Raw genomic sequence first — 23,880 nt, 5'->3', positions numbered from 1 at the left:
TTGACACCCACAATCATTAAGTGGCGCTAACACAAAAAATAGTCCTCTTGTTGCTATCCAGTGCAGCTGCATTAAGAGCCATTCCACCCCCAGCCACAGATTCCAATGATTCCTATTTTAGTTTTCTATATTCTTCATCACTTACCGGTTCAAGCCATTCATTTGAACTATTTTCGCCCGGCACTTCTATTGCCAGATGTGAAAACCATTCATCAGGTGCTGCGCCATGCCAGTGTTTCACTTCTGCCGGAATATTGATACAGTCACCTGGCTTCATTTCTACAGCTTGCCTAAATTGTATAGTTCTTCTTTTTGATTATACTCAATTGCAATTCAAAATGATTTCGATTTGTTTTTATAAAGCCCTCTTTTTGTAACTTTGATATCTCTGTAGACATTGCTGCACGATCAATACAAAGATAATCTGCCAGCTGCTGCCTATCAAAAGGAATATCAAAAGATAACGACGAATGTCTGATAGATTCTGCCGACAGATATGATAATAGTTTATCTCTCGTCGTTCGCTTTCCAACATGTGTGATCTTATCGTTCAGAATCAGTATCTTATTTGCCAGGACACTGACCAGATTACGGATCAGCTTCTGATGATGCTCACATGCAGTTGGACAGGTAATCAGAAGTCTTTTGATATTTAAGAGAATAATCTCACAATCCTCATCTGCTACCACACTGATATTTAAGACAGCTCTCTGGCTTGCTGCATACGGCTCACCAAAAAAATCTCCTGCGTGACATTTTGACAAAATATTCCGATGTCCCCAGATGTCTTCTTGAATAATGAGGACGCAGCCGGACACCACAATCCCCATTACTTCAGTAATATCACCTGCTCTGAAAATATAAGAATCTCGCTTTTTAGAAATCGTTGTTGCGTTTACACAATGCAAAATGGATAATATCTCGTTATCAGTTAGACCTTTAAAAAATGGACTGTTTCTTAGGATTGGTAAATATTTTTGCAAAATAGTTCCTCCCTGTTGGAAATCAAACATACTAGTTGTATTTATAATACTATAATTCTAGCATATACAAACGCTAAATACTATTGACGGAGGTTAAAAATGATAAGAAAGATTATAAAGATTGATAAAGAAAAATGTAACGGCTGTGGTGCCTGTGCATCTGCCTGCCACGAAGGCGCCATTGATATCATTGACGGAAAAGCAGAATTGGTGAGAGAACATTTCTGCGACGGACTGGGAGATTGTCTCCCTGAATGCCCTACCGGAGCCATCTCATTTGAGGAGAGAGAAGCACCTGCATATGATGAAGAAGCCGTAAAAGAAGCACAGAAGAAAATAGCTGCCAAAAACCGGGCAATATCCTCTCACTCCGGCTGTCCTGGATCTAAAATCATGCAGATCAGACGAACTGAAACATCTGAGCCTGTAAAAGCCACTTCAACCGCAGATTCAGGATCAAAGCTTCAAAACTGGCCGGTACAGATTAAACTGGCTCCTGTTAATGCACCATATTTTAACGACTCAAAGCTTTTAATCGCAGCTGATTGTACTGCTTACGCTTATGCCGCCTTTCATCAGGATTTTATTCGAAACAAGGTAACTTTAATTGGTTGTCCTAAATTGGATCAGGTGGATTATAGTGAAAAGCTGACTGCTATTATTCAAAATAACAACATTCAAAGTGTAACTATTGTCCGAATGGAAGTTCCTTGCTGTGGCGGCCTGGAGATTGCGGCCAAAAAAGCTCTTCAAGCCAGTGGAAAATTCATACCATGGCAGGTTGTAACAATAAGTATTGACGGAAAAATCATGGAGTAAAGTCAGCAACCACCAGTTCAACTGGTGGTTTGCTATAGCCACTCTATTAAGCCTCCCTGCACTTCTCATATGCAAAAAGTGCTGCACCAAGCGCTCCGCAAAGCTGTGCCTCATCGCAAATATACAGCGTTGCGCCGAGCTTTTCTTCAAGTGCATTTGTGATGCCTTTGTTCTTTGCCACTCCGCCGGTCATCATATACTCTCCCGGATTATCCTGCCCAAGCCTTGCTGCAAGTGCGCTTACCTTTGAAGCTACAGACATGTTTAGTCCGTGGATAATATCAGAAACGGCCTTGTTCTGTGCCACCAGCGATACTACCTCAGACTCTGCAAAAACTGTACACATGCTTGAAATCACAATGTTTTCCTTCCACTCAAGTCCCATAGTGCTCATCTCCTCAAGTGAAAGTCCGAGTGTCCTTGCCATCATCTCCAGAAAACGTCCGGTTCCTGCCGCACATTTATCATTCATCAGGAAATTTTTGACCGCACCATTTTCATCTATACTGATTGCCTTTATATCCTGTCCCCCTATGTCAATAACTGTGCGCACGTTGGGATTCAGATAATGCGCGCCCTTTGCATGGCATGTAATCTCTGTGATGCTGTCATAACCGCTATTGATGTATGCACGACCATATCCTGTTGTTACAATCCTTACAATATCATCCTTTGATATACCGGCCTTTTCGACAGCCTTCTCCAGACTCTTTTCGGCGCTCATCATAGCACCGCCACCTGTCGGAATAATCATTGTCGATTTAATTTTTCCGTCCTGATCCAGTATCACCACATCTGTGCTTGTTGAGCCGCTGTCAATTCCTGCTACATAGTAGACTCCTGATTCCATCCTTCTTCTTGCCTCCTCGCTTATGCCTTTTGTAGGGTCCATGTCATCTGAGCCCTCTATTGTCTCTGCAAATGCCTGTATTCTTGTCAGAAGCTGCCCGGCACTCTGGCTTGTAAAATCCGTCTCAAGCTTTAAAAGAGGCACCTTAATATTATTCTTTATGCTTGCATACTCAAAGCCATAGTAATCGCAAAACTTTATCGTGTGATATATGATGCCCTTAAGGCTAGGGTCTAAAAAGAGCTGGTTTCTTCTTGTATTATTGTTCATTCTGGCACACGGCATCTGTCCGAGCAGACTCTCTGCATATGCTAAAAAGAGAGTCTCATCATCCATATTTCTAAGATCCTTCTGTAAAATAATGAGATTTCTGCCAGATGTGCATGTCATATTTTCCACATCCATCTGCATATTTTCACGTATTGTCTTCTCAAGAATACTGCTCACATGCACACCCATAAGACCTATGTATGGCTTGCGCTCAGATTCAGGTTTTGCAAATGACTTTATAAAAAGCTCCCTGTCGAATGTCCTGTGCGAATATCTCTCATACGCATTCTTCAAACGCAGAATTGACTGTGCAAATTTTATGTTCTCACACTCGTTATCCTCATGAGGCAGATCAAGCATATACAGGAATTTGCATTTCTTTGTATTCTCTATGATATCATAGACTCTGCGCATTGAATCACAGCAGTTCACGAGCACAAGCTCCTCTACCTTGCCTTCGAGCACAGCCTGTATGACTGATTTGCCGAATCCGCAGAGATTTGCATGAGCTATCTTATCTGATTTATCGAAATTCTCCGGCATCTCCTCAAGCACAGCACATTCCTGTCCAAATCCCTTAAACAGCTCTACCGGAGCATATTTACAAACATAATTTATCATCTGTTTTCCACTTTCTGAAATTGGTTTATAGTAAATATCCACACACCGCACGCAATAACCGGTGTATTATTTCTAATTACGTTCCTGCTCTGCAAGCATCTCCACAAATGCCTGAAGCCTTGTGGAAATCTGTCCATCACTGGCATTTGCCGGGTTGCAGCCGTCTCCGTCTAAAACCATAGTTGGAAGTCCTTCCCACTCGAGTGAGCGCTTTATAAGGCTTGATGCACCGATTGTATTCTTACAGCCCCAGTGCGCAAAAAGTACAGCACCGTCTGCTCCAACTGTGTCGGCAAGCTCCTTTGCCTCCTCTATTCTCTGGTTCACGCTGCCATTATAAATGCAGTAAACCATTTTTTCGGCAAGTGCCTCGTAAGGATCATCCGACTCCATGCTTCTGAAACCATCAGCTATAAAATCGCTTGCACTGATATGGATTGTATCACTGTAATTGAACACATCCTTCACTGCATCCTGCAAAAACGGCATGGTGTGCATCCAAAGTACATGAAAGCCATCTCCTGCAGGTGCACGTCTCACATCATCTCTCAGAAGCTGTGTATATCTGACTGATTCATCAGTTCCTGCAAGCAGATGACACATGAAAAGCGCATACAGCTCATTTGTGAGAGTTGACGCAATATCATGTCCTTTTCTCAGGTGAAGCTGCCTGTAATAATTATTTGATGCAATTTTGCTCTTGTCCACAGCCTTTTTCACAGACTCCTCTGTGATTTCTCTGCCGGTGACATCCTGTAAAAAATTCTTAAGCTCCCTAAGCTGCTTTGCTACATACATAACAGAGTCATAATTCTTCTCATATGGAACATCTATATAAAAACTTGGTATTTCATATCTCTCCTTGAGATACGGAAATGTCATCATATTGCCATCGCATGCCAGGTTTGTATACACCATGCACTTTGGCTTTGGCACTATACCATTTAATGCTGCGCCCAGAAAAACCCTGTGATACGAGCACATAGTTTCCGGAAAGCCTTCCTTCTCGGTCTGTCTGAGAAAAGCCTGCTCACATTTAGTTCCTGCAATAAAGCACGATAATGCCTCAACCGAATATGGTGTGAGACCTGCCGCCGTCAAAAGCTCACCCGGTACAAAAATACTGACCATGGCGGCATTTTCAGGCTTTGCAAGTGCCTGTATGATATTATTCATGACAATCTTTGCCACATACTGCCCAGACATTGGAAGCTTTCTGTCCGGAAATAATGCTAATCGCTTTTCCTGTAATCTATATCCTGCAAGCAAAAGCTTCCTTGCCCTGACAGGATCTTTTTCTGCTGTCTCGCCTACTTTTGCTCCAAATCTATCCACTATACTCATGTGATATTTCAGCTCTTTTCTATATTCAAATATATATAAATATTCGGTTCACTATACTATTATAGCAATTATACACAAAAAGCAAACTCCTATTTTAGCTATATTTCACTATAACTATTGTCAGATATCCTTTTGCTTCGGTAAGCTCATCCAGCCCCCTGTACACACGCTCAGACTCCATGCCACAGTTTGTCACACCATACACTGTCATTTTCTTTTTTCTGATAGAATCTCCTGTGCGAAGCACCTCTATAAGCTCTGCAAGCTTCTTTCCGGATTTCATGTATACACAGGTTCCACCGTAGCCCACAGTATCCCTCACCTCATACGAAGCCGGTATGATATGTATCTCATCCATCATCTCACCAAGCGAAATGCCAAGCCGCGCTGCAGCTGCACAAAACGACGGCACACCGCTTATCATCACTGCCGTAAAACCTGCCTGCATGACACGCTTATGGATATACATATATGTCGAATAGACGCTTGGATCGCCGATTGTAAGCATTGCCACATTTTTCCCATCTTCAAGCTCATTGACTATGTCACAGTATATCTTATTGTGTGATATAGTAAGCTTTTCCTTGTCCTTTATCATGGGAAACGGAGTGCACATAATATGTTTTTTCTCTATCTCCGGTAAAACAGCCTGCACTATGCTGTACGCATAGCATTCCTCTTTTGAAACTGCAGGGATTGCAATTATATCACATGCTTTTATTGTATTAATAGCCTTTAAAGTCATAAGCCCGGGATCTCCTGGACCTACACCGATACCATATAACACACCAATATTATTTTTATTGTCATCCCCGGCTCTTTCTATCTGCTTGTCCATCTTTATAATTTTCTGCTTTCTATACTATATTTACAAGTAATGCATTCCTAACAAAATCATCACAAATCGATATCATATATTCTTCTTGTATCAATTACCGTCTCTGTACCATTATCATCCACAACTATCATCAGGTGCCCTATGCTATCAAGCTTTTTAAGATACCCTGTCACATGCTCATAGCTGCCACCCTCCTTGTGCTCATCCGGCACAAAATATGTCACCTCAAAATAATTCTCTGCCATGGTATTTATGACATTTTCGTCATATAAACTGTCTGAATTGAAATTACGCTTTCTATAAAGCATCATGAGCTCATTCATTTTCTCATCAAGCTCTCTTTTTTTGTCCTCATCAGGCTCATGCCACTCGTTTGTGAGCCTCGCTGTCTCTGCAATAGCCTCCTCATGACCTGTAAGTGCCGCAAAAGGTGCAAACTGTGCTGAGCGGTCCCATATAGACATCTGCGGATGTACCTTTGAGACATGATGTGGTAAATCTATAATATCATCATATTTTCCCATGCCATGCTCCTTATATACTTTTTCGTAACTATTTTAAATCACTAAGAAAAATCCGATTAAGAACCACAGCGGTTGCTGCTATGCCTTGTGTCCGCCAATCTGATTGTTCCTTGAAATAGTTGTGGCACCCTCCTCAAGATTCATGCCCTTTAGCATAGCATTCTTTCCATATTTCTTCTTGACGGAAATAATAGCCTCCTGAAGCTTTCTCTCCTTGGACAGCGCCTCATCCTCTTTCTGCTTTTCCTTAGCCCTCGCCTGATAATCTGTAAATAAATCAAGCTGCTCAAACTGCTCACTTTCCTGCACCTTGCTCTCATCACAGACCCTGTTTGCCACCACAGTAATCCTTCGTGTCAGAAGAGAAGGATCTATGATACGGTCATAAAGCTCCATCACAGCATCCATGATGATGCGCGTGGATGACGTATAACGCCCTAAATTTGCTGTACCATGTGCATGCTTTGGAACCTTTCTGCCGTATCGGTCTATGGTAATCTCACCTGTATAATCTCTGTGTGTACCTTTCTTACCGCCAATACTGTCTCTGCCTTTATTATTTACTGCGTGGTCATAATTATAGCCAAAACAGCTATCAGCCTTATTAGACAGATTTGTAATATCATACCCTATAGTGAGTACTATCTGGTCTGTAACCAGCCTCTTATCTACCAGATCAAGCACAAGAAGGTCCGTCATCTCACGCACAATAAGCTTTGTCTTCTCATAATCATACGGCTCCTGAAGCACCTGCCCTGAACTGATGCTGTTGGTCTGCGGTCTGTATGCCTTGATATCAGCTATTGTAACAGGCTCATACCCCCATGCATGGTCTATAAGAAGCTCTGCATTGATGCCAAACATCTTATACAGCTTTTCCTCATTGTAAAAATCATTCGAACCGCCTGTTGAGCACCTGGCCACATCTCCCATTGTATACATGCCGGCTGCCTCGAGCTTTTTGGCATAACCTGCTCCCACTCTCCAGAAATCGGTAATCGGCCTGTGGTCCCATAGCTTTCGCCTATAGCTATTCTCATTAAGCTCTGCTATACGCACTCCTCGCTCATCAGGCATGGCATGCTTTGCCATAATATCCATGGCTATCTTGCACAGATACAGATTGGTACCAATGCCACAGGTTGCCGTGATACCGGTATCCTTAAGGACATCGTCTATCATCTTAGACGCAAGCTCCCTTGCCGTCATGTGATAAGTGCGAAGATAGTGTGTCACATCCATAAAAACCTCATCTATCGAGTAAACACTGATATCCTCAGGTGCGATATACTTAAGATAAATATTGTATATGCGTGTACTGTAATCCATATACAAAGCCATACGCGGCGGTGCGACAATGTATGTCAGCTCATACTCAGGATGTGCGTCAAGCAGATTCGCATTATATGATGCATACTCAAAGCCTGCCATTGTGCTTTCTGTTATATCATTTTCTGCTATATCAATTTCTGTTACATATTTTTTTCTTTCATCCGGATTGCCCTCATCCTTGAGTCTTTTTTGCTGTTCACCTGCTGATTGTTTTCTATCAGATTGTTCGCCCTCAATTTGTCGGCTTCTCTCCACTGTCCCGGCAGCATGTCCACTCGCCATAAGCTTCGACAGACGCAGCTTGTTTACCTCCTTCACACGCTGTACCACCTCAAAAAGGCGCGCCCTGCCCGGTATGCCATATGCCTTAAGAGCCGGCGATACTGCAAGACAGATAGTCTTCTCCGTGCGGGTTGGATCTGCCACGACCAGATTAGTGGTCAGAGCATCCTTTCCCCTCTCTCTGCACTCTACTGATGCGTAAAATGATTTTAAATCTATTGCCACATAAATGTGCTCTTCATTATGCTTGTCCATATTATAATTTTACATGGATTATGTTCAAATGTCAAGAACATATGTTTGTATATATAAATTATTGTCACCACATAAGAAAATGCCGCTACAGCACAGTTTAATGTATCTGCAAACCTTACGCAGTCACTTAGTGGCTGTTAGAATTATATCCTCACGCAACAATGCCCCGCCAAGGATGGCGGGGCAAGGCGTTATGTGCCATGGACGGCATGTAAAAGCCGGTTGTGTCATGGTCTATAACAAACTGAATTATAATTCTTACAGCCTCTTAGTGACGCAGTACCGACTTACGGATGCATTAACCTGTGCTGTAGTGGCATTTTCGTACTATAACCATTATGAACCACTATGAATCACTAAGCTTTAAAACACTACACTACAAGGAAGAACTTCACAAGGAAAAGAAGCGAAATAGCATAAGTAAGGATAGAAACCTCCTTTGCTTTTCCTGTAAATACCTTGAGTACAGTATATGTGATAAGTCCAAGACCTATACCATGTCCGATAGATCCGGAGATAGGCATTGCAATAAGCATGAGTGCTACCGGAGCAACCTGTGAGAGATCCTCGAAATCCACCTTCTTAAGACCGCCAAGCATCAGGATACCAACATAGATAAGTGCTGATGATGTTGCTGCGGCAGGAATGATTGCTGCAAGCGGTGCTATAAAGATGCATGCAAGGAACAGGATACCTGTTGTGAAAGCTGTAAGACCTGTTCGTCCACCGGCCTCTACACCTGATGCAGACTCAACAAAAGTTGTTACTGTAGATGTACCTGTTACGGCACCAACCATTGTGGCAACTGAATCGGAAATCAAAGCCTCCTTCATGTTTGGCATATTTCCCTCTTTGTCAACCATTCCTGCTCGTGATGCAGTACCAACAAGTGTTCCGATGGTATCAAACATATCTATGATACAGAATGTGATGATGAGTGAAATTGCTGTAAACCATCCAATACTGATGAAATCCTTGAAATCGAACTTGAACAGTGTTGTATCTGCCATATCCTTAAACTGTGGCACAAATGAAGCTGTTGCAAGTGATGCAAAAGGATTTGTTCCAAAAAATATAGCCTCTCCTGCCCAGTAAACTACGCAGGCTGCAAGCATACCAAAAAGTACTGCTCCGTTGACGCCCTTATGAGCTAAAATAATGATAACAAAAAGTCCGATGAACATAGTCACAACAGTGAGCACCATTGAAGAATATCCATCTGTCATATTTGTTTTGGCAAGTCCCGGTGTAAGTGCACCGAAGAAATCCTTCATCACATAAAATGGTCCACCATCCTTTGAGTAAACACCGGCATTTGAGCCAAAACCGATATTTAAAAGCATAAGACCGATAGCCGGTGAAATACCCATGCGGACGCCATAAGGAATGGCATCTACTATCTTGTCACGGATATTGAATATTGAAAGTATGAAGAATAAAATACCCTCAATAAGGATAATACACAGTGCAGCCTGAAATGAATCAACATATGACAGGCCTGTGATGCTTACGATATTGGCAACTACTACAGCAAAGAAGCTGTTAAGTCCCATGCCCGGAGCCAGTGCAAATGGCTTGTTGGCAAGAAATGCCATGACAAACATACCGACTGCCGAAGCAATACATGTTGCCAGGAACACTCCGTTCCATAGTGCTTTTGTTCCCTCAGCACCAAATCCGGTGAGGAGGTTTGGGTTAAGAGCAATGATGTATGCCATGGTCATGAATGTTGTCAGACCGGCAAGAATCTCTGTCTTGACCGTTGTGTTGTTTTGTTTGAGTTTGAAGATTTTCTCTAACATTTTTCTTCCTTTCCTTTTATCTTTTTTGCAGCTGTTATCCGCTTTCCTGCTACAGGCGCCTGTTAATAGCTGCATTATATATAAAATTGTGAATCACAATTGATTCCTTGTTTTTTCCACGAACTCACTCGTAAAAACATCAAGTGTAACCGGCTTTGAATAGAAATAGCCCTGAATAATATTACAGCCAAACTGCTGTAATAGCCTTACCTGCTCCTCATTCTCTGCCCCCTCGGCAACACACTCTATGCCAAGCTCCTTAATCATGGATATGAGGTGCTTTAACATGATCCTGCTCTTTTCATTGCTCTCGAGATTCTTGACCAGGGAACGGTCAATTTTAGCAATGCTGAACGGAAACTTAAAGAGCATCTCAAGATTTGAGTACTTCGTGCCAAAGTCATCCATTGAAAGACGAAAGCCCATTGAAATCAGCGACTGCGCGATATTATTTATCAATACAATATCCATATCACCAACAGACTCTGTTATCTCTATCTGAACAAGCCCCTCCGGTAGATCATACCTGTTTATTATCTCCTTCACCTGTTCCAAAAGGTCTGCATATTCCAGCGTATTTTTCGAAAAATTCACAGATACCGGAACCACTCTCCTGTCACTTATACAGCGAAGCTTCTGCGCCTTGCATACCTCATCAAGTACAAATAAATCAATAAGATGTGAGCATCTGTTTTCTTCTAAAATCTCGATAAAATGAATTGGTCCTACAACGCCATGAGCCTTATCAAAAAATCTGATAAGGGCCTCCGCCCCGACTGTGATGCCTGTTCTTGAATCAACCTTCGGCTGATAATATACCATGAAGCTTCCCTTTTCAATCTCAGAAACCACATCCTTAAATACCTTATTTCTCATTGTACTGTCAAGACTCTTAAGCTTTGTATCCTTTTCAATATCATACATTAAGCGAACCTCTGAGAGCTGCCTTGCTATGTCAGGCTTGTCCGTCCAACTATAGCCTATCGATACTGAGACATCCAGATCATCAAGGCTTTCCCTTACTATCCTGACAAGTCCCATAAATGACTTTTTATCAATATCCTTGCAAAAAACAACTATCTCATCCTGCTCGTACCTGTATATATCATAGCCTGTAAAAACACCCCTGATCACATCTGCAACCATCTTAAGACGCGCATTTCCTGCCATATACCCAAATTTATCATTTATATCTGAAAGCCTTATGATATCTGATGCAAATACTCCCATAAAGCTGCAGTCATACTCCACATAGCTCTCTCCCAAATTATTAAAGGTCTCTCTCTTTCTTAAGCCTGTGACCTGGTCAAAATTGAGCCTGTACTCATACTCTGCCCTCGCCTTCTCATAAAACAGACTATTCGATATTGAAATACCAATCATATCAATCAAATCCAGACTTCCTGAATTGGCCCTTGGATTCATAACCGCGATGGCACCAAAGCATTGTTCACTCTTGTTTAGTAGAACCGCAGATGTAGACCATATTCTGACATCAGCCATACGCTTAAATAAATCCCTGTATTCACCCTCAATTGACTTAATATCACTTATGAATACACGACCTGCATTATTAAACAGAGCGAGAAAATCTACAATTGCACCTCTTGAAACAGATTCATTAACCACCTTTGCCATAATCTGGGCACTTGGTATGTGTATCTCCTCAATTGTGTCCCACGCACTCTCTCCATTATAAATGACAGCCACACAATCTGCGTTATAAAACTCTCTAAGCAGCCGTAAATATTTCTTATACCCAAAGCCTTCGGTGGTATCATTAATAGCATCAATGAAATTCTGCATAAACGACCTGTAGCTGCTCATATGTCTCATAACAGCATTCAGCTTTGACTCATTACTCAAATCTATCATCTTGAGCAGTCTATAGCCATTATAATCCTTATGAGTCAGCTTGATTATAAGCTTCTTTTCGCCTAAAAGCTTTGCAACTATATTGTCGGGATGATCCTTTCCTGAAAAAACCGATACTCTGTTTCCCTGCTCTTTTTTCCGTAAAAACAAATCAATAAACCCATCCTCGAATGGATTTGAAATAAATTCATCGATCTGAGATGCTGTCATAACGCTTGAATTTCTGATAGCCTTGTTGACAAATACTATTCTACGGCTCTCCTCATCTACTGCAAGTATATAGTCCGGCATTTCATCATACGAGAATATCTCCATATCTGACATCCTGCAGGATACATCTGTATTGGAAGGAGCGCAGGAATTATGCGGAACGGTTATATCATTTTTCCTGATAGAATTGAAAAACGATATGCGATTTTTTCCATGCCTCTTTGAGTAATACATAGCCTGATCCGCCTCATAGTACAGATCCTTAAAGGTCAGCTCTCTGTCATCGCCAGTAGTCATGCCGATTGATGCAGAATACTCCATATCAAAGATAATATTCTTCAGTCTGCCTGACAGCTTTACGCAGAACTCGTCCACAGCATCACTGTCCTCTAATCCAAATACAATCGCTGCAAACTCATCACCGCCAAGCCTGCCAACTATACCATTGGCTCCAACTACTTCCTTAAGCACCTGTCCTGTCTGGCTTAATACCCTATCCCCTACATTGTGTCCCAGGGTGTCATTTACTATCTTGAAATCATCCACATCAAGCATCACAAATAAAAGCTTTGTTCCCTTTTGCCTGATAAGTGATGTACATTTATTCTCAAATGCAAGGTGATTGTATGTGCCTGTCAGCGAGTCCAAAAGTCCCTTTTCATCTCTGATATCAAACATTACTCCAGCTACCATACATACCTTTTTATCCAAATCAGGTATGCTGACCATGTACATCTCAACCGGCCTGCTCTTGCCATCCTCTGATATAAAACTAAGCTGGAATGCAGTACGCATAGGCCGAAGCAGACATTTATCAAGCTGCTTTTTGAAGCATTCGATGCTGTCTGCCGGACACTCTGACATGTATGTTTCGATATTCTGTTTAAAAAGCGGATATACTGTCTTCTGAGCCGGAGAAGAGTTGACTATTTTGAAAATATATGCCTCGTCATCTTCCACATAGTACTCAAACATGCGCTCATGATTGTTTTCTGCAACAATCTTCATCAGCTCATAGTAAGCCTCTATTATTCTATCTGTAATTCTTCTCCCTCTATTACGCTTATCTGCCATGTGGAAACCCCATTATCTACATATTCGTAAACTTAAAATATAAAAATCAATTATCATCAGAGCTGTCTGATTCATCAAACACTGCTGCAACTACCTTAGGCAATTCAGAAAATCTGTGAATTACCGGCACAGCGTCATCTATTGTGCCAAAACCATATGCTGCATGGATGAACTTAACTCCTGCCTTTTTGCTGGAATCGTAATCTCCCTGTATGTCACCGACATACACTGCCTCATCTATATTATTGCGCTCTACAATAAGCTTTATGTTTTCTGACTTCTCAAGCTCATTGTTGCCGTAGCACTCAGTATCCTTAAAAAACCTGCCAAGTCCGTGGTACGCAAAAAAAGACTCTATATAACCACGCTGACAATTGCTGACTATATAAAGGTCATAGCTTTCTGACAGCTCATCAAGTGTCTTTTCTACATCAGGATAAAGCTCTCCTCCGTGAGCGGTCAGGTAATCGTTTTCTTCCTTATAGCATACATTAATTAACTCATCTCTGCAAGTACAATTAGGAAAGATAATGGATGCCAGTACATCCATTGTCTTTCCCATTACTGAATACATGTCTTCTTTTGTGATAAGTGCCCTCTCATAGCCATAATCTGCTATGGCCTTATTCCATGATTTTGCCACATTCTCTGCAGAATCCCAGAGAGTTCCATCCATATCAAAAATAATACCCTTATGCTTCATCTATTGCCTTTCCGATATCATGTCTCATGTATTTATTATCAAACTGTACCCACTCTGTTGCCTCGTAAGCCTTGGCTCTGGCCTCCTTGAGTGTGGCGCCTGTTGCTGTGATACCAAGCACACGTCCTCCGTTTGTAACGATATTGCCGTCAGCATCAAATTTGGTGCCGGCATGATAGCAGTAATAATCCTCTTTGCCTTCAAACTTCTCAAAGCCTGTTATCTTAAAGCCCTTCTCATACTTGACAGGATATCCGTCTGATGCCAGAACTACGCATACGCATGCATTGTCCTCAAACTGCAAATCTATTGTGTCAAGAGTTCCGTCTACACATGCCTCCATCACATCAATGATATCATTCTTCATACGAGGAAGCACAACCTGAGCCTCAGGATCTCCGAATCTCGCATTGTACTCAAGCACCTTTGGTCCATCCTCTGTGAGCATGAGTCCGAAGAAAATTACTCCTGTAAAAGGTCTGCCCTCTTTAGCCATAGCATCTACAGTTGCCTGATAAATATACTTCTTGCAGAAATCATCGACCTCTTTGGTATAGAACGGACTAGGTGAGAAATTGCCCATGCCGCCTGTATTAAGACCTGTATCTCCATCGCCTGCACGCTTGTGATCCTGCGCAGATGACATAATCCTGATAGTCTTTCCATCTACAAATGAAAGCACAGAGACCTCGCGACCTGTCATGAACTCCTCAACTACCATGGTGTTTCCGGCTGTTCCAAACTTCTTGTCCTCCATGATGGTTCTGACACCCTCTTTTGCCTCCTCAAGAGTATTACAGATAAGTACACCCTTTCCGAGAGCAAGTCCGTCTGCCTTTAAAACGATAGGGAACTTTGCTGTCTCTAAATATTTAAGAGCCTCTTGGGCATCAGTAAAATTCTCATATGCCGCAGTAGGGATATTATACTTTTTCATGAGGTCCTTTGAAAATGCCTTTGAGCCCTCAAGAATAGCTGCATTCTTCTTTGGTCCGAAGCACTTGAGCCCTGCCTTTTCGAACTCGTCAACGATACCTCCTACAAGCGGATCATCCATACCGATGATTGTAAAATCAATGGCATTATCCTTTGCAAATGATACGAGCTTATCAAATTCCATCGCACCGATTGGCACACACTCTGCAAGTGCAGCGATACCTGCATTGCCCGGTGCACAGTATATCTTGTCAACGCGTGAGCTCTTTGCAACAGCCCTGCATATTGCATGCTCTCTTCCGCCGCTTCCTACTACTAATACCTTCATTTTTGCCTCCTATATCTAAGCTATATATAAGCTTTTCATTGTCCGGTAATCATAATCTACCTATGTTTACATACTAATTACTTACAGCACTGTCATTACTTCTCATCTATAATAACATGTCCGTCTTCTACTGACACCCTGCCATTTGCTATCAGGTCGATAGCGTGTGGCATGATTTTCCACTCAGCCTGCTCCATAACCCTGCGCTGAAGCACCTCAGGTGTGTCACCCTGCTTTACCTCGACTGCCTTCTGTAAAATAATAGGGCCTGTGTCTGTGCCTTCATCCACAAAGTGGCAGGTGGCACCTGTCACCTTCACACCGCGTGCAAGCACACCCTCATGCACCTTAAGACCATAGTAGCCTGTGCCGCAGAAGGATGGTATGAGCGATGGATGGATATTTATGATTCTGTTTCTGTACTGCTTTATCATCTCAGGTGGAATCACTACCAGAAAGCCTGCCAGTACGACTAAATCCACATGATATGAGTTAAGCTGCTTTAAGAAATCTTCATTGAAGGCAGCTCTGCTTTCATAATTCTTTGGCGAGATGCATACTGCCTTTATTCCTGCTTTTTTTGCTCTCTCAAGTGCATATGCATCTGCGTTGTTGCTGATAACAACCTCTATCTGTGTGTTTGTAATTGTTCCGTTATCTATTGCATCTATGATGGCCTGAAGATTGGTGCCGCCACCCGATACACATACTGCAATTTTCATTCTTTTTCCTCGCAACGATGTATACAATTATTAACAATATAAGGATATGAGGGTCAAAAGGTATTTTGCCCCTCATTTGAATGTAATTATACGAGATCTACACCCTTCTCGCCGTCAATAATCTTTCCAACTACGTATGGTGTATCTCCGGCAGACTTCATAGCCTCCATAGTCTTGTCCACGTCTGCAGGGTCAACTGCGACAATCATTCCAAGTCCCATGTTGTAGGTATTGTACATCATCTGCTCCTCGACATTTCCCTCTCTAGCCATCATTTTAAAGATTGGTGGAACAGGGTAGCTGTTTGTCTCAACTACGGCACGTTTGCCATCTATGAGCATACGTGGGATATTCTCATAGAAGCCGCCGCCTGTGATATGGCTGCAGGCCTTTACTGTGACTCCTGCGTCCTTTACAGCCTTAAGAGCCTTTACATAGATTCTTGTAGGGGCAAGAAGTGCCTCTCCAAGTGTTGTGCCAAGCTCCTCATGATATGTATTTAATGTCTCCTTGTCCATCTTGAAAATCTTTCTGACAAGTGAAAATCCATTTGAGTGTACGCCTGTTGATGCCATTCCGATAAGTACATCACCATCCTTTAATCCCTCGCCTGTGATGATGTCCTTTCTGTCAACCACACCAACTGCAAAGCCTGCAAGGTCATACTCGTCCTCAGGCATAAGACCCGGATGCTCTGCTGTCTCTCCACCAACGAGTGCACAGCCTGACTGCTTACAGCCCTCTGCCACACCGCTTACGATTGTAGCAATCTTCTCCGGATAGTTCTTTCCACATGCTATATAATCAAGGAAAAATAATGGCTCACCGCCTGCACATGCCACATCATTTACGCACATGGCAACTGCATCGATTCCGATTGTATCATGCTTGTCCATGATGAAAGCAAGCTTTACCTTAGTTCCGCAGCCATCTGTTCCCGATAAAAGCACCGGATCCTCCATATCCTTGATGGAAGCAAGTGAGAACGCTCCTGAGAAGCCTCCGAGACCACCTAACACCTCCGGTCTCATAGTCTCCTTTACATGCTTTTTCATAAGCTCTACTGACTTGTAACCTGCCTCGATATCAACACCTGAATTCTTGTAATCCATTATTGTTCCTCCTAATAATCTGCAATTCGTTCAATACCTATAGTATACCTTCATAGTGCTAAATTTTCCAATTATATATTGTAATTATTCTTATTAGTTTTACTAATATAATATATCTTTTATAGAAATAATACTTATAATTTATTTCACGGATTATATTGACATCAGACATCCAGCGTCCTACACTATCCATGCAAATAAATATTTAGATTTGAACGATTAATAATACAAAAGAAAGCTATGATACACAGCACTGCAATAAATACCTGACACGCTGTCAAATCATAAAGGAGAACACCAAATGCTTATCTGCGATGACAAGGATGTGATATGCGATTATATTATAAATGTTCTCGGAAAAAGTGCCACCTATGTGGAGGCACGAGGCGCCTACACCGGTGAGAGAAACTATATCGTTTTCAGCACTCTCACAAAGAAGCAGGCCATAGAGCTTAGAGGCTTCATACATCAGAATAAGCTACATGCTTTTATGTCTGTGATGACCACCAGTGAAGTATTTGGTAAGGGATTTTCTTCTCTGTAAATTCATTAGAAATCTTCCCTTACCTGTACTTCAGGCTGTATCCGTCCTTCTTCCATAAAATCATCAGAAAACATATCCAGACTACTAAGCAATCCAGCCCATTCATTATCCTTCGCTATAAGAAAAAACATAACAGAACACCTCCTATTTCATTTAGTCTATAATTTTGAATAAACTGCATCGTTTCTGGAAAGAAGATATACACAATACTGATTCATGCTGATACCTTCCTTCTTAGAATGTTCTGCAAGGGAACGATGAAGGCTTCGTGGAATTCTAAGTTTAAACTGTCCAGAATAATCCTCTAAGCTGTCCGGCTCATGGATTTCAATACCATCTTCCATAGCAGCTTCTAACCATGCTTTCTTGGCATCTAAAGCGTTTGCGACAGCGGATTCTACTGTTTCTCCGCAGGTAATACATCCTGGGAGCTCCGGAAATGAAACTACAAAACCACCCTCATCCTTATCCTCTACAATTTCCATACGATAATTCATTGTAAAATAATCATTCAGCGTTTTCATCATTCACCGCCTCACTTTCCACAATCTGCTTTACAATCTCTACATACACTTTTTTGATAGGTTCATGCTTCGGTATCGTAATCGGTTGACATCCGGCTTTTCTGAACGTGTAATGACTGCTTCCGCCCTTTGGTGCATTCATTACATATCCATAGCTTTCCAATACCTTACGCAATTCATCAAACCGGAGGTCTTTTGATAAAGCACATATTCTCGTTAATAGTTTATCCCATTTTGACATTCTGAATACCTACTATCTATATTATACATGGTATCATATTTGGCGTCAATGCCGTTTATCAAAAGAAATGTGCATGACCATTTTTGTCAAAAGCCTTCTGTATTTGCTTATCATCTCTGACATAAATATTGATAAGGTCATTAACTACAAAACAGCCGTAACCGCGATTTTCTTTTTCAATCGCAGCTACGGCTGTTATATTTACATGTATTAATTATCTACATGAACTAATTTATTTCAAAAACTAGTGCTTCGGAATAAGCTTCTCTATACCACCCATGTATGGCTGAAGTGCCTTAGGGATATTTACAGAACCATCTGCATTCAGGTTGTTCTCAAGGAATGCGATGAGCATACGTGGTGGAGCAACAACTGTGTTGTTAAGAGTATGTGCAAAGTATTTCTTGCCATCCTCGCCCTTTACACGAATCTTAAGACGTCTTGCCTGTGCATCGCCTAAGTTAGAGCAGCTTCCAACCTCGAAGTACTTCTTCTGTCTTGGTGACCATGCCTCTACGTCGCATGATTTAACCTTGAGATCTGCGAGGTCTCCTGAACAGCACTCAAGAGTACGGACAGGCACATCGAGACTTCTGAAAAGCTCTACTGTGTACTTCCACATCTTCTCATACCATTCCTTTGACTCCTGTGGCTTGCAGACAACAATCATCTCCTGCTTCTCAAACTGGTGGATACGGTAAACACCTCTCTCCTCAATGCCGTGTGCACCCTTTTCCTTACGGAAGCAAGGTGAGTAGCTTGTGAGTGTGTATGGGAGCTTTGACTCATCGTTTATTGTATCGATGAACTTACCGATCATTGAGTGCTCAGATGTGCCGATAAGGTAGAGATCCTCTCCCTCAATCTTGTACATCATGGCATCCATCTCCTCAAAGCTCATAACACCTGTTACGACATTTGAACGGATCATGAATGGCGGGATACAGTATGTAAAGCCCTTTCCAATCATGAAGTCACGCGCATATGCTGTCATGGCTGAGTGAAGACGTGCGATATCTCCCATCAGATAATAGAAACCGTTTCCTGCAACCTTTCCTGCTGCATCGAGGTCTATTCCGTCAAATCTCTCCATGATATCTGTATGATAAGGAATCTCGAAATCAGGAACAACAGGCTCACCAAACTTCTCGTTCTCCACGTTGAAGGTATCATCCTTTCCGATTGGAACTGATGGATCGATGATGTTTGGAATCTTCATCATATCCTCAAGCACCTTGTCCTGATACTCTTTCTCGAGTGGCTCAAGCTCTGTGAGGCGCTTTGAAATCTGTGCAACCTCAGCCTTTACAGCCTCAGCCTCTTCCTTCTTGCCCTGTGCCATAAGAGCACCAATCTGCTTAGAAACCTGATTTTTCTTTGCACGAAGATCATCAGCCTCCTGCTGTGCTTCTCTGGCCTTCTTGTCATACTCGATTACTTCATCAACGAGTGGAAGCTTGTGGTCCTGGAATTTCTTTTTAATATTTTCTTTTACGAGATCCGGATTCTCTCTTAAAAACTTTAAGTCTATCATAATTCCTCCAAAGTATTATGTTTTTATAACTTATAACATTTTACTCTGAAAACCCTTAAAATGCAAGAGGATACTTGTCAGTAAGTGTCTTGATGATAGCCTTTGCAGACTCAACTGCGCTCTCACCCTCTTTGATGATCATGGCGATTGCCTCTGCAACCTTGTCGAAATCATCCTCCTTTAAGCCTCTTGATGTAGCAGCAGGTGTTCCGAGACGGATACCGCTTGTGACAAATGGCTTCTGTGGGTCGTTAGGAATAGTATTCTTGTTGGCTGTGATATGCGCCGCATCGAGAAGCTTCTCGATAGATTTTCCCGTGAGACCAAACGGAGTTAAGTCTACGAGCATAAGGTGATTGTCTGTGCCGTCTGAGACAATCTTGATGCCACGGCTCTGAAGACCCTTGCAAAGTGCCTGTGCATTCTTTACAATCTGCTTCTGATACTCCTTGAACTCAGGCTGTAATGCCTCCTTGAAGCAGACTGCCTTTGCAGCAATAACGTGCATGAGAGGTCCACCCTGGATTCCCGGGAAAATAGCCTTGTTGAAATTGTACTTATCCTGCATCTCCTGACTGCAGAGAATCATTCCTCCACGAGGTCCGCGGAGAGTCTTGTGTGTAGTGGTTGTGGTGACATGTGCATATGGGATTGGGCTTGGATGAAGTCCTGCGGCTACAAGTCCTGCGATATGAGCCATATCAACCATGAGCACTGCGTCTACCTTGTCTGCAATCTCTCTGAAGCGCTTGAAATCTATAGTTCTCGCATATGCAGATGCACCTGCGATAATCATCTTTGGCTTGCACTCAAGGGCAATTTCCTCTACCTTGTCGTAATCAATGAAGCCCTCGTCATTTACTCCGTAAGGCACTACATGGAAATATGAGCCTGAGAAGTTGACCGGTGAACCATGTGTGAGGTGTCCGCCGTGGTCAAGGTTCATTCCCATGATGGTATCGCCCGGCTTTAAGATGGCGAACTGTACTGCCATGTTGGCCTGAGCGCCTGAGTGTGGCTGTACATTTACATACTCTGCGCCGAAAAGCTTCTTGGCTCTTTCTCTGGCAAGCTCCTCTACCTCGTCCACGCACTCGCAGCCTCCATAGTATCTTCTTCCCGGATATCCCTCAGCATACTTATTGGTGAGAATGCTTCCCATAGCTGACATAACAGCAGGGCTTACCCAGTTCTCAGAAGCAATAAGCTCGATATGGCTGTTCTGGCGCTCAAACTCATCTGTGATGGCGCTCGCAATCTCCTGATCTTCTTTCTTGATGTCGTCAAGTGTATACATATATGTGTCTCCTTTTCTTTATTGCAAGATGCTTGCATTATTTATCGCAATTATATGCTTCGCTGCGATTTATTACATTGATGCGCTACCGCGCAAAAATAATCCTTGCTACAATTCTACTATTTAAAGCAGAAAGTAGCAAGGATTATTTGATATATCCTTCATATTTAATTCTAATAAGTAACTATACCCAAATCAAATAACTAAAATCACATATATGAATACATTTAAAAAATACGGTCATCCTATAAAAAAGGAGGTCTGAAAACATGACTACTGACCAAAAAGAAAAACGAAATGATGAATATAACAAATATGTAAAGCGCGTCACACCTACTCACTGCCTTTCTGCAAACATGCTAAAGGCATTTATACTCGGCGGAATCATATGCACTATCGGACAGCTCATAGTAAATACCTGCACACAATACTTTGGATTCAGCAGCGATGAAGCCTCTGCCTGGTGCAGCATGATTTTGATTCTCATAAGCTGCATACTGACAGCGCTAAACCTGTATGCACCACTCGCAAACTGGGGAGGCGCAGGCGCTCTCGTTCCTATAACAGGCTTTGCAAACGGAGTATGCTCATCCGCATGTGAATTTCAGGTGGAGGGGCAGGTATTTGGCATAGGCTGTCAGATATTTAGGATTGCAGGTCCTGTGATACTGTACGGCATATTTTCAAGCTGGGTGCTTGGTGTGATATATCTGATAATAACATGTTACCTGTAATCGGCTGCAATTCAAGCCATACTTTCATTATATATAACTACCTTAAGCTCATCAGACGGCTTTATATGCTTTCTGGCACTGTTTGCGGCATCAATTGCCGCAGACACACCGCTGCAGGCCCCGGTTACCTTATATATTCCTGTCCTGATGTTGATTTTGATACCATCATCATCTCCCATATATGTTCTGGTAAAAGAATCATTAATTCTTTGTACTTTGTACTCTATATCATTAACACTTATATCATAAGGCATAAAAAGTACAAACTGATCAGATACAATTCTGGCAAAATATGTCTTTTCTACCTTTTGCATCGTACCTATGATATACTGTGCAAATTCCTTCAGCAGCCGGTCTCCCTGTTCAAAACCATATTTCCTGTTATATTCAGAAAAATTCTCAATATCCGAATACACCATCACCGAATCCTGGCGGGTACCGCTCACAATAATATGCTCCACATCCTCCTTAAAACGTGCAAACGAAATAAGGCCTGTCAAATCATCATAATCATTATGCCATCCACAGCCACAGTCATATTTATTGAACCCAAGACTCTTTCTCATGTATACAGAAAAAAGCTTTACAACCTCAGACAACTCATGCATCTTGTCCAGAGACCAGAATCTGTTCTTGTTACAGGTGACAAATGCAACTGTGCCGGCATATCTGCCCTCATCATATCTTGCAATATGAAGAACTGTCCTGGTGTTATTTTGCATAACTAACCGCTGTCCCTCAACCGAATACTCATTCACATTTTCATCGTTTATCACCAATGCATTAAATGCATTATACTTACTGAAAAATTTCTGAAAATCTTCCCTTTTATAGCATTGCGGCTTTTCCAAAGCAGCCTTCACTCCATTAGCTCTCCATTGATAGGAACAGCTTGCAATGTTGTTCCTTATATCAATATCCACAACTGATATGCGGTCAAGCTGGAATCTGATACCGATAATCTGAAGCAGCTGCTTAATAGCATCATCAAAATATCTGTGCTTCTCAAAAACCTCAAAGGCAGTTGCAAGTATATCATTCTGAAAATATCTGGCATCAAGCTGCTGCTTAGCTGCTTCCTTCTGACCTGCCTCCATAATCTCTTCATTATATCTGTGCATATTGTCGCAGAAAACATATCTGTTTCTACCACGCTTCTTTGCCTGATAAAGCGCCCAGTCCGCATTCTGGAATATCTGATCATAGCTGCAATTAGATGCATTTTTCGGCACAAAGCACACCCCGATACTGCAGGTCGGAATATAATCATTCTCCGCAAAGGTAAGTGTCTTTATATCATCAAAAAATCCTCCGATTCTTGACACAAGCTGATTGTTGTCAATGTCATAGAAAAAGACTACAAACTCATCTCCTCCGACTCTGGAAACAACGGCTTTTTTATCAAAATGATCCATCAAAAGCTGCGAAATTTTAATGAGAACCTTATCCCCAAACAGATGTCCATACGAATCATTGACACCCTTAAAATAATCAACATCCATAACAAGCATGCCACAGGACTCATACGGATTTTTCCTATCAAGATAGCTTTCCACTATTTCCTTGCCACTGACTCGGTTGTAAAGCTTAGTCATTGAATCTCTCTGGGCCTGCTCTCGGTATTTTCTCTCTGTATTTTTCTGTTTTGTGACGTCCTTTTTGGTAATCAGCAGATATTCCTCACCTGTAGTCTCATCTACCATGTAAAGCTTTCTGATGCTTTTAAGCGTCATGTGTCCATCATCATCAGCATATTGTATCTCAATATTTCCGTTACTCATGCCTCTTAAAAACTGGACATACCTGCTTTGTTCCTGCAAATCCAGCCATCTTTCACTGTTAATTTCATTCATATATGGACTGATTTTTCTTACGACATTTAAAGAGGCATCCAGCTTAACTGCTGTATCTGTAGCTGGATAATACTCATAGACCGATATATTAGACTTGCTAAGCATCTTTTCATATTTGTGGAACTTTTCATTTATTATTTTTTCATCCATCATATGCCCCGGCTTCCTGCGCTGTCCTTATCCCTTCTTTCAATAAAGCATCGCATTGTATTTACTGTATACAAATATACATCACTTTGAAAACAGTTTACTAAATTAATTCAATTTTACTAT

General features: G+C 41.9%; 21 protein-coding genes and 1 pseudogene. 3 read left to right on the top strand and 19 right to left on the bottom strand.

Annotation, left to right across the window (positions count from 1 at the left end; translation table 11 throughout):
- Positions 1-112 precede the first annotated feature (112 nt).
- Together ACTQ1L_RS06355 and ACTQ1L_RS06350 are read right to left on the bottom strand one after the other, a co-directional pair.
- Positions 113-292 (bottom strand): annotated as a pseudogene (locus ACTQ1L_RS06355) (carboxymuconolactone decarboxylase family protein); the annotation flags it as partial.
- Positions 291-1,013 (bottom strand): Crp/Fnr family transcriptional regulator, encoded by a 723-nt coding sequence (locus ACTQ1L_RS06350; protein WP_441366049.1) that lies wholly within the window; start codon positions 1,011-1,013, stop codon positions 291-293. The gene ACTQ1L_RS06350 and the pseudogene ACTQ1L_RS06355, both read right to left, overlap by 2 nt.
- A 69-nt stretch (positions 1,014-1,082) precedes the next feature.
- Between ACTQ1L_RS06350 and ACTQ1L_RS06345 the strand changes: the two genes are divergently transcribed.
- Positions 1,083-1,802, top strand: a complete 720-nt coding sequence (locus ACTQ1L_RS06345; protein ID WP_441366048.1) for a 4Fe-4S binding protein — start codon at positions 1,083-1,085, stop codon at positions 1,800-1,802.
- 46 nt (positions 1,803-1,848) lie between these two features.
- Here the strand turns inward: ACTQ1L_RS06345 and ACTQ1L_RS06340 are convergent, their stop codons facing one another.
- The 11 genes from ACTQ1L_RS06340 to purM form a co-directional block, all read right to left on the bottom strand.
- Positions 1,849-3,543 carry an acyl-CoA dehydratase activase gene (locus tag ACTQ1L_RS06340; protein WP_441366047.1) on the bottom strand — a complete coding sequence of 565 codons (1,695 nt, stop codon included), beginning with the start codon at positions 3,541-3,543 and terminating at the stop codon, positions 1,849-1,851.
- 72 nt (positions 3,544-3,615) lie between these two features.
- On the bottom strand, positions 3,616-4,887 hold the full coding sequence (locus tag ACTQ1L_RS06335; RefSeq protein WP_441366045.1) for a 2-hydroxyacyl-CoA dehydratase subunit D: 1,272 nt from the start codon (positions 4,885-4,887) through the stop codon (positions 3,616-3,618).
- Between the two features lie 94 nt (positions 4,888-4,981).
- Entirely contained in the window at positions 4,982-5,725 is a 744-nt protein-coding gene (gene cobI / locus ACTQ1L_RS06330) for a precorrin-2 C(20)-methyltransferase (RefSeq protein WP_441366043.1), read from the bottom strand.
- A 59-nt stretch (positions 5,726-5,784) separates the two neighbouring features.
- Positions 5,785-6,249 carry a hypothetical protein gene (locus ACTQ1L_RS06325; protein WP_055237999.1) on the bottom strand — a complete coding sequence of 155 codons (465 nt, stop codon included), beginning with the start codon at positions 6,247-6,249 and terminating at the stop codon, positions 5,785-5,787.
- A 78-nt stretch (positions 6,250-6,327) separates the two neighbouring features.
- Entirely contained in the window at positions 6,328-8,118 is a 1,791-nt protein-coding gene (locus ACTQ1L_RS06320) for a Y-family DNA polymerase (protein WP_441366041.1), read from the bottom strand.
- A gap of 371 nt (positions 8,119-8,489) precedes the next feature.
- Entirely contained in the window at positions 8,490-9,920 is a 1,431-nt protein-coding gene (locus ACTQ1L_RS06315; RefSeq protein WP_118370796.1) for an NCS2 family permease, read from the bottom strand.
- Between the two features lie 93 nt (positions 9,921-10,013).
- A complete protein-coding gene (locus ACTQ1L_RS06310) occupies positions 10,014-13,079 on the bottom strand; it encodes a bifunctional diguanylate cyclase/phosphodiesterase (protein ID WP_441366038.1) in 3,066 nt (1,021 codons plus the stop codon).
- 46 nt (positions 13,080-13,125) lie between these two features.
- Positions 13,126-13,782, bottom strand: a complete 657-nt coding sequence (locus ACTQ1L_RS06305; RefSeq protein ID WP_441366037.1) for an HAD family hydrolase — start codon at positions 13,780-13,782, stop codon at positions 13,126-13,128.
- Positions 13,772-15,046 (bottom strand): phosphoribosylamine--glycine ligase, encoded by a 1,275-nt coding sequence (purD, locus tag ACTQ1L_RS06300; protein ID WP_441366036.1) that lies wholly within the window; start codon positions 15,044-15,046, stop codon positions 13,772-13,774. The genes ACTQ1L_RS06305 and purD overlap by 11 nt, the downstream gene beginning before the upstream one ends.
- 95 nt (positions 15,047-15,141) lie before the next feature.
- On the bottom strand, positions 15,142-15,768 hold the full coding sequence (gene purN / locus ACTQ1L_RS06295; RefSeq protein WP_055165103.1) for a phosphoribosylglycinamide formyltransferase: 627 nt from the start codon (positions 15,766-15,768) through the stop codon (positions 15,142-15,144).
- Positions 15,769-15,854: 86 nt separating this feature from the next.
- A complete protein-coding gene (purM, locus tag ACTQ1L_RS06290) occupies positions 15,855-16,880 on the bottom strand; it encodes a phosphoribosylformylglycinamidine cyclo-ligase (protein WP_441366034.1) in 1,026 nt (341 codons plus the stop codon).
- 301 nt (positions 16,881-17,181) lie between these two features.
- Between purM and ACTQ1L_RS06285 the strand changes: the two genes are divergently transcribed.
- Positions 17,182-17,424 carry a DUF2179 domain-containing protein gene (locus tag ACTQ1L_RS06285; RefSeq protein ID WP_441366032.1) on the top strand — a complete coding sequence of 81 codons (243 nt, stop codon included), beginning with the start codon at positions 17,182-17,184 and terminating at the stop codon, positions 17,422-17,424.
- 5 nt (positions 17,425-17,429) lie between these two features.
- On the opposite strand, the gene ACTQ1L_RS06280 is transcribed toward ACTQ1L_RS06285, so the two are convergent.
- From ACTQ1L_RS06280 to glyA, 5 genes are all read right to left on the bottom strand, one after another.
- Positions 17,430-17,555: a hypothetical protein gene (locus ACTQ1L_RS06280; protein ID WP_012741986.1), complete on the bottom strand. Its 126-nt coding sequence runs from the start codon at positions 17,553-17,555 to the stop codon at positions 17,430-17,432.
- 27 nt (positions 17,556-17,582) lie between these two features.
- On the bottom strand, positions 17,583-17,948 hold the full coding sequence (locus tag ACTQ1L_RS06275; protein WP_055237993.1) for a type II toxin-antitoxin system HicB family antitoxin: 366 nt from the start codon (positions 17,946-17,948) through the stop codon (positions 17,583-17,585).
- Positions 17,932-18,189, bottom strand: coding sequence for a toxin HicA (locus tag ACTQ1L_RS06270; RefSeq protein WP_321110677.1), 258 nt, complete (start codon positions 18,187-18,189; stop codon positions 17,932-17,934). Before ACTQ1L_RS06270 ends, ACTQ1L_RS06275 begins: the two co-directional genes overlap by 17 nt.
- A gap of 244 nt (positions 18,190-18,433) precedes the next feature.
- Positions 18,434-19,723, bottom strand: a complete 1,290-nt coding sequence (gene serS / locus ACTQ1L_RS06265) for a serine--tRNA ligase (RefSeq protein ID WP_441366030.1) — start codon at positions 19,721-19,723, stop codon at positions 18,434-18,436.
- Between the two features lie 55 nt (positions 19,724-19,778).
- The gene (gene glyA, locus ACTQ1L_RS06260) at positions 19,779-21,020 is read right to left on the bottom strand and encodes a serine hydroxymethyltransferase (RefSeq protein ID WP_441366029.1); all 1,242 of its coding nucleotides are present in this window, start codon (positions 21,018-21,020) and stop codon (positions 19,779-19,781) included.
- A gap of 269 nt (positions 21,021-21,289) precedes the next feature.
- On the opposite strand from glyA, the gene ACTQ1L_RS06255 reads away from it, so the two are divergent.
- Positions 21,290-21,754, top strand: a complete 465-nt coding sequence (locus ACTQ1L_RS06255) for a SpoVA/SpoVAEb family sporulation membrane protein (protein WP_441366027.1) — start codon at positions 21,290-21,292, stop codon at positions 21,752-21,754.
- An 11-nt stretch (positions 21,755-21,765) separates the two neighbouring features.
- Here ACTQ1L_RS06255 and ACTQ1L_RS06250 read toward each other — a convergent pair whose 3' ends face one another.
- Entirely contained in the window at positions 21,766-23,760 is a 1,995-nt protein-coding gene (locus ACTQ1L_RS06250) for a GGDEF domain-containing protein (RefSeq protein ID WP_441366026.1), read from the bottom strand.
- Positions 23,761-23,880: the final 120 nt, after the last annotated feature.

The sequence above is a fragment of the Agathobacter sp. LCP21S3_B2 genome (assembly GCF_052118705.1).
GTDB lineage: Bacteria > Bacillota > Clostridia > Lachnospirales > Lachnospiraceae > Roseburia.
The sequence above is the reverse complement of the archived record's forward strand: the minus strand, read 5'-3'. Positions and strand labels throughout refer to the sequence as shown.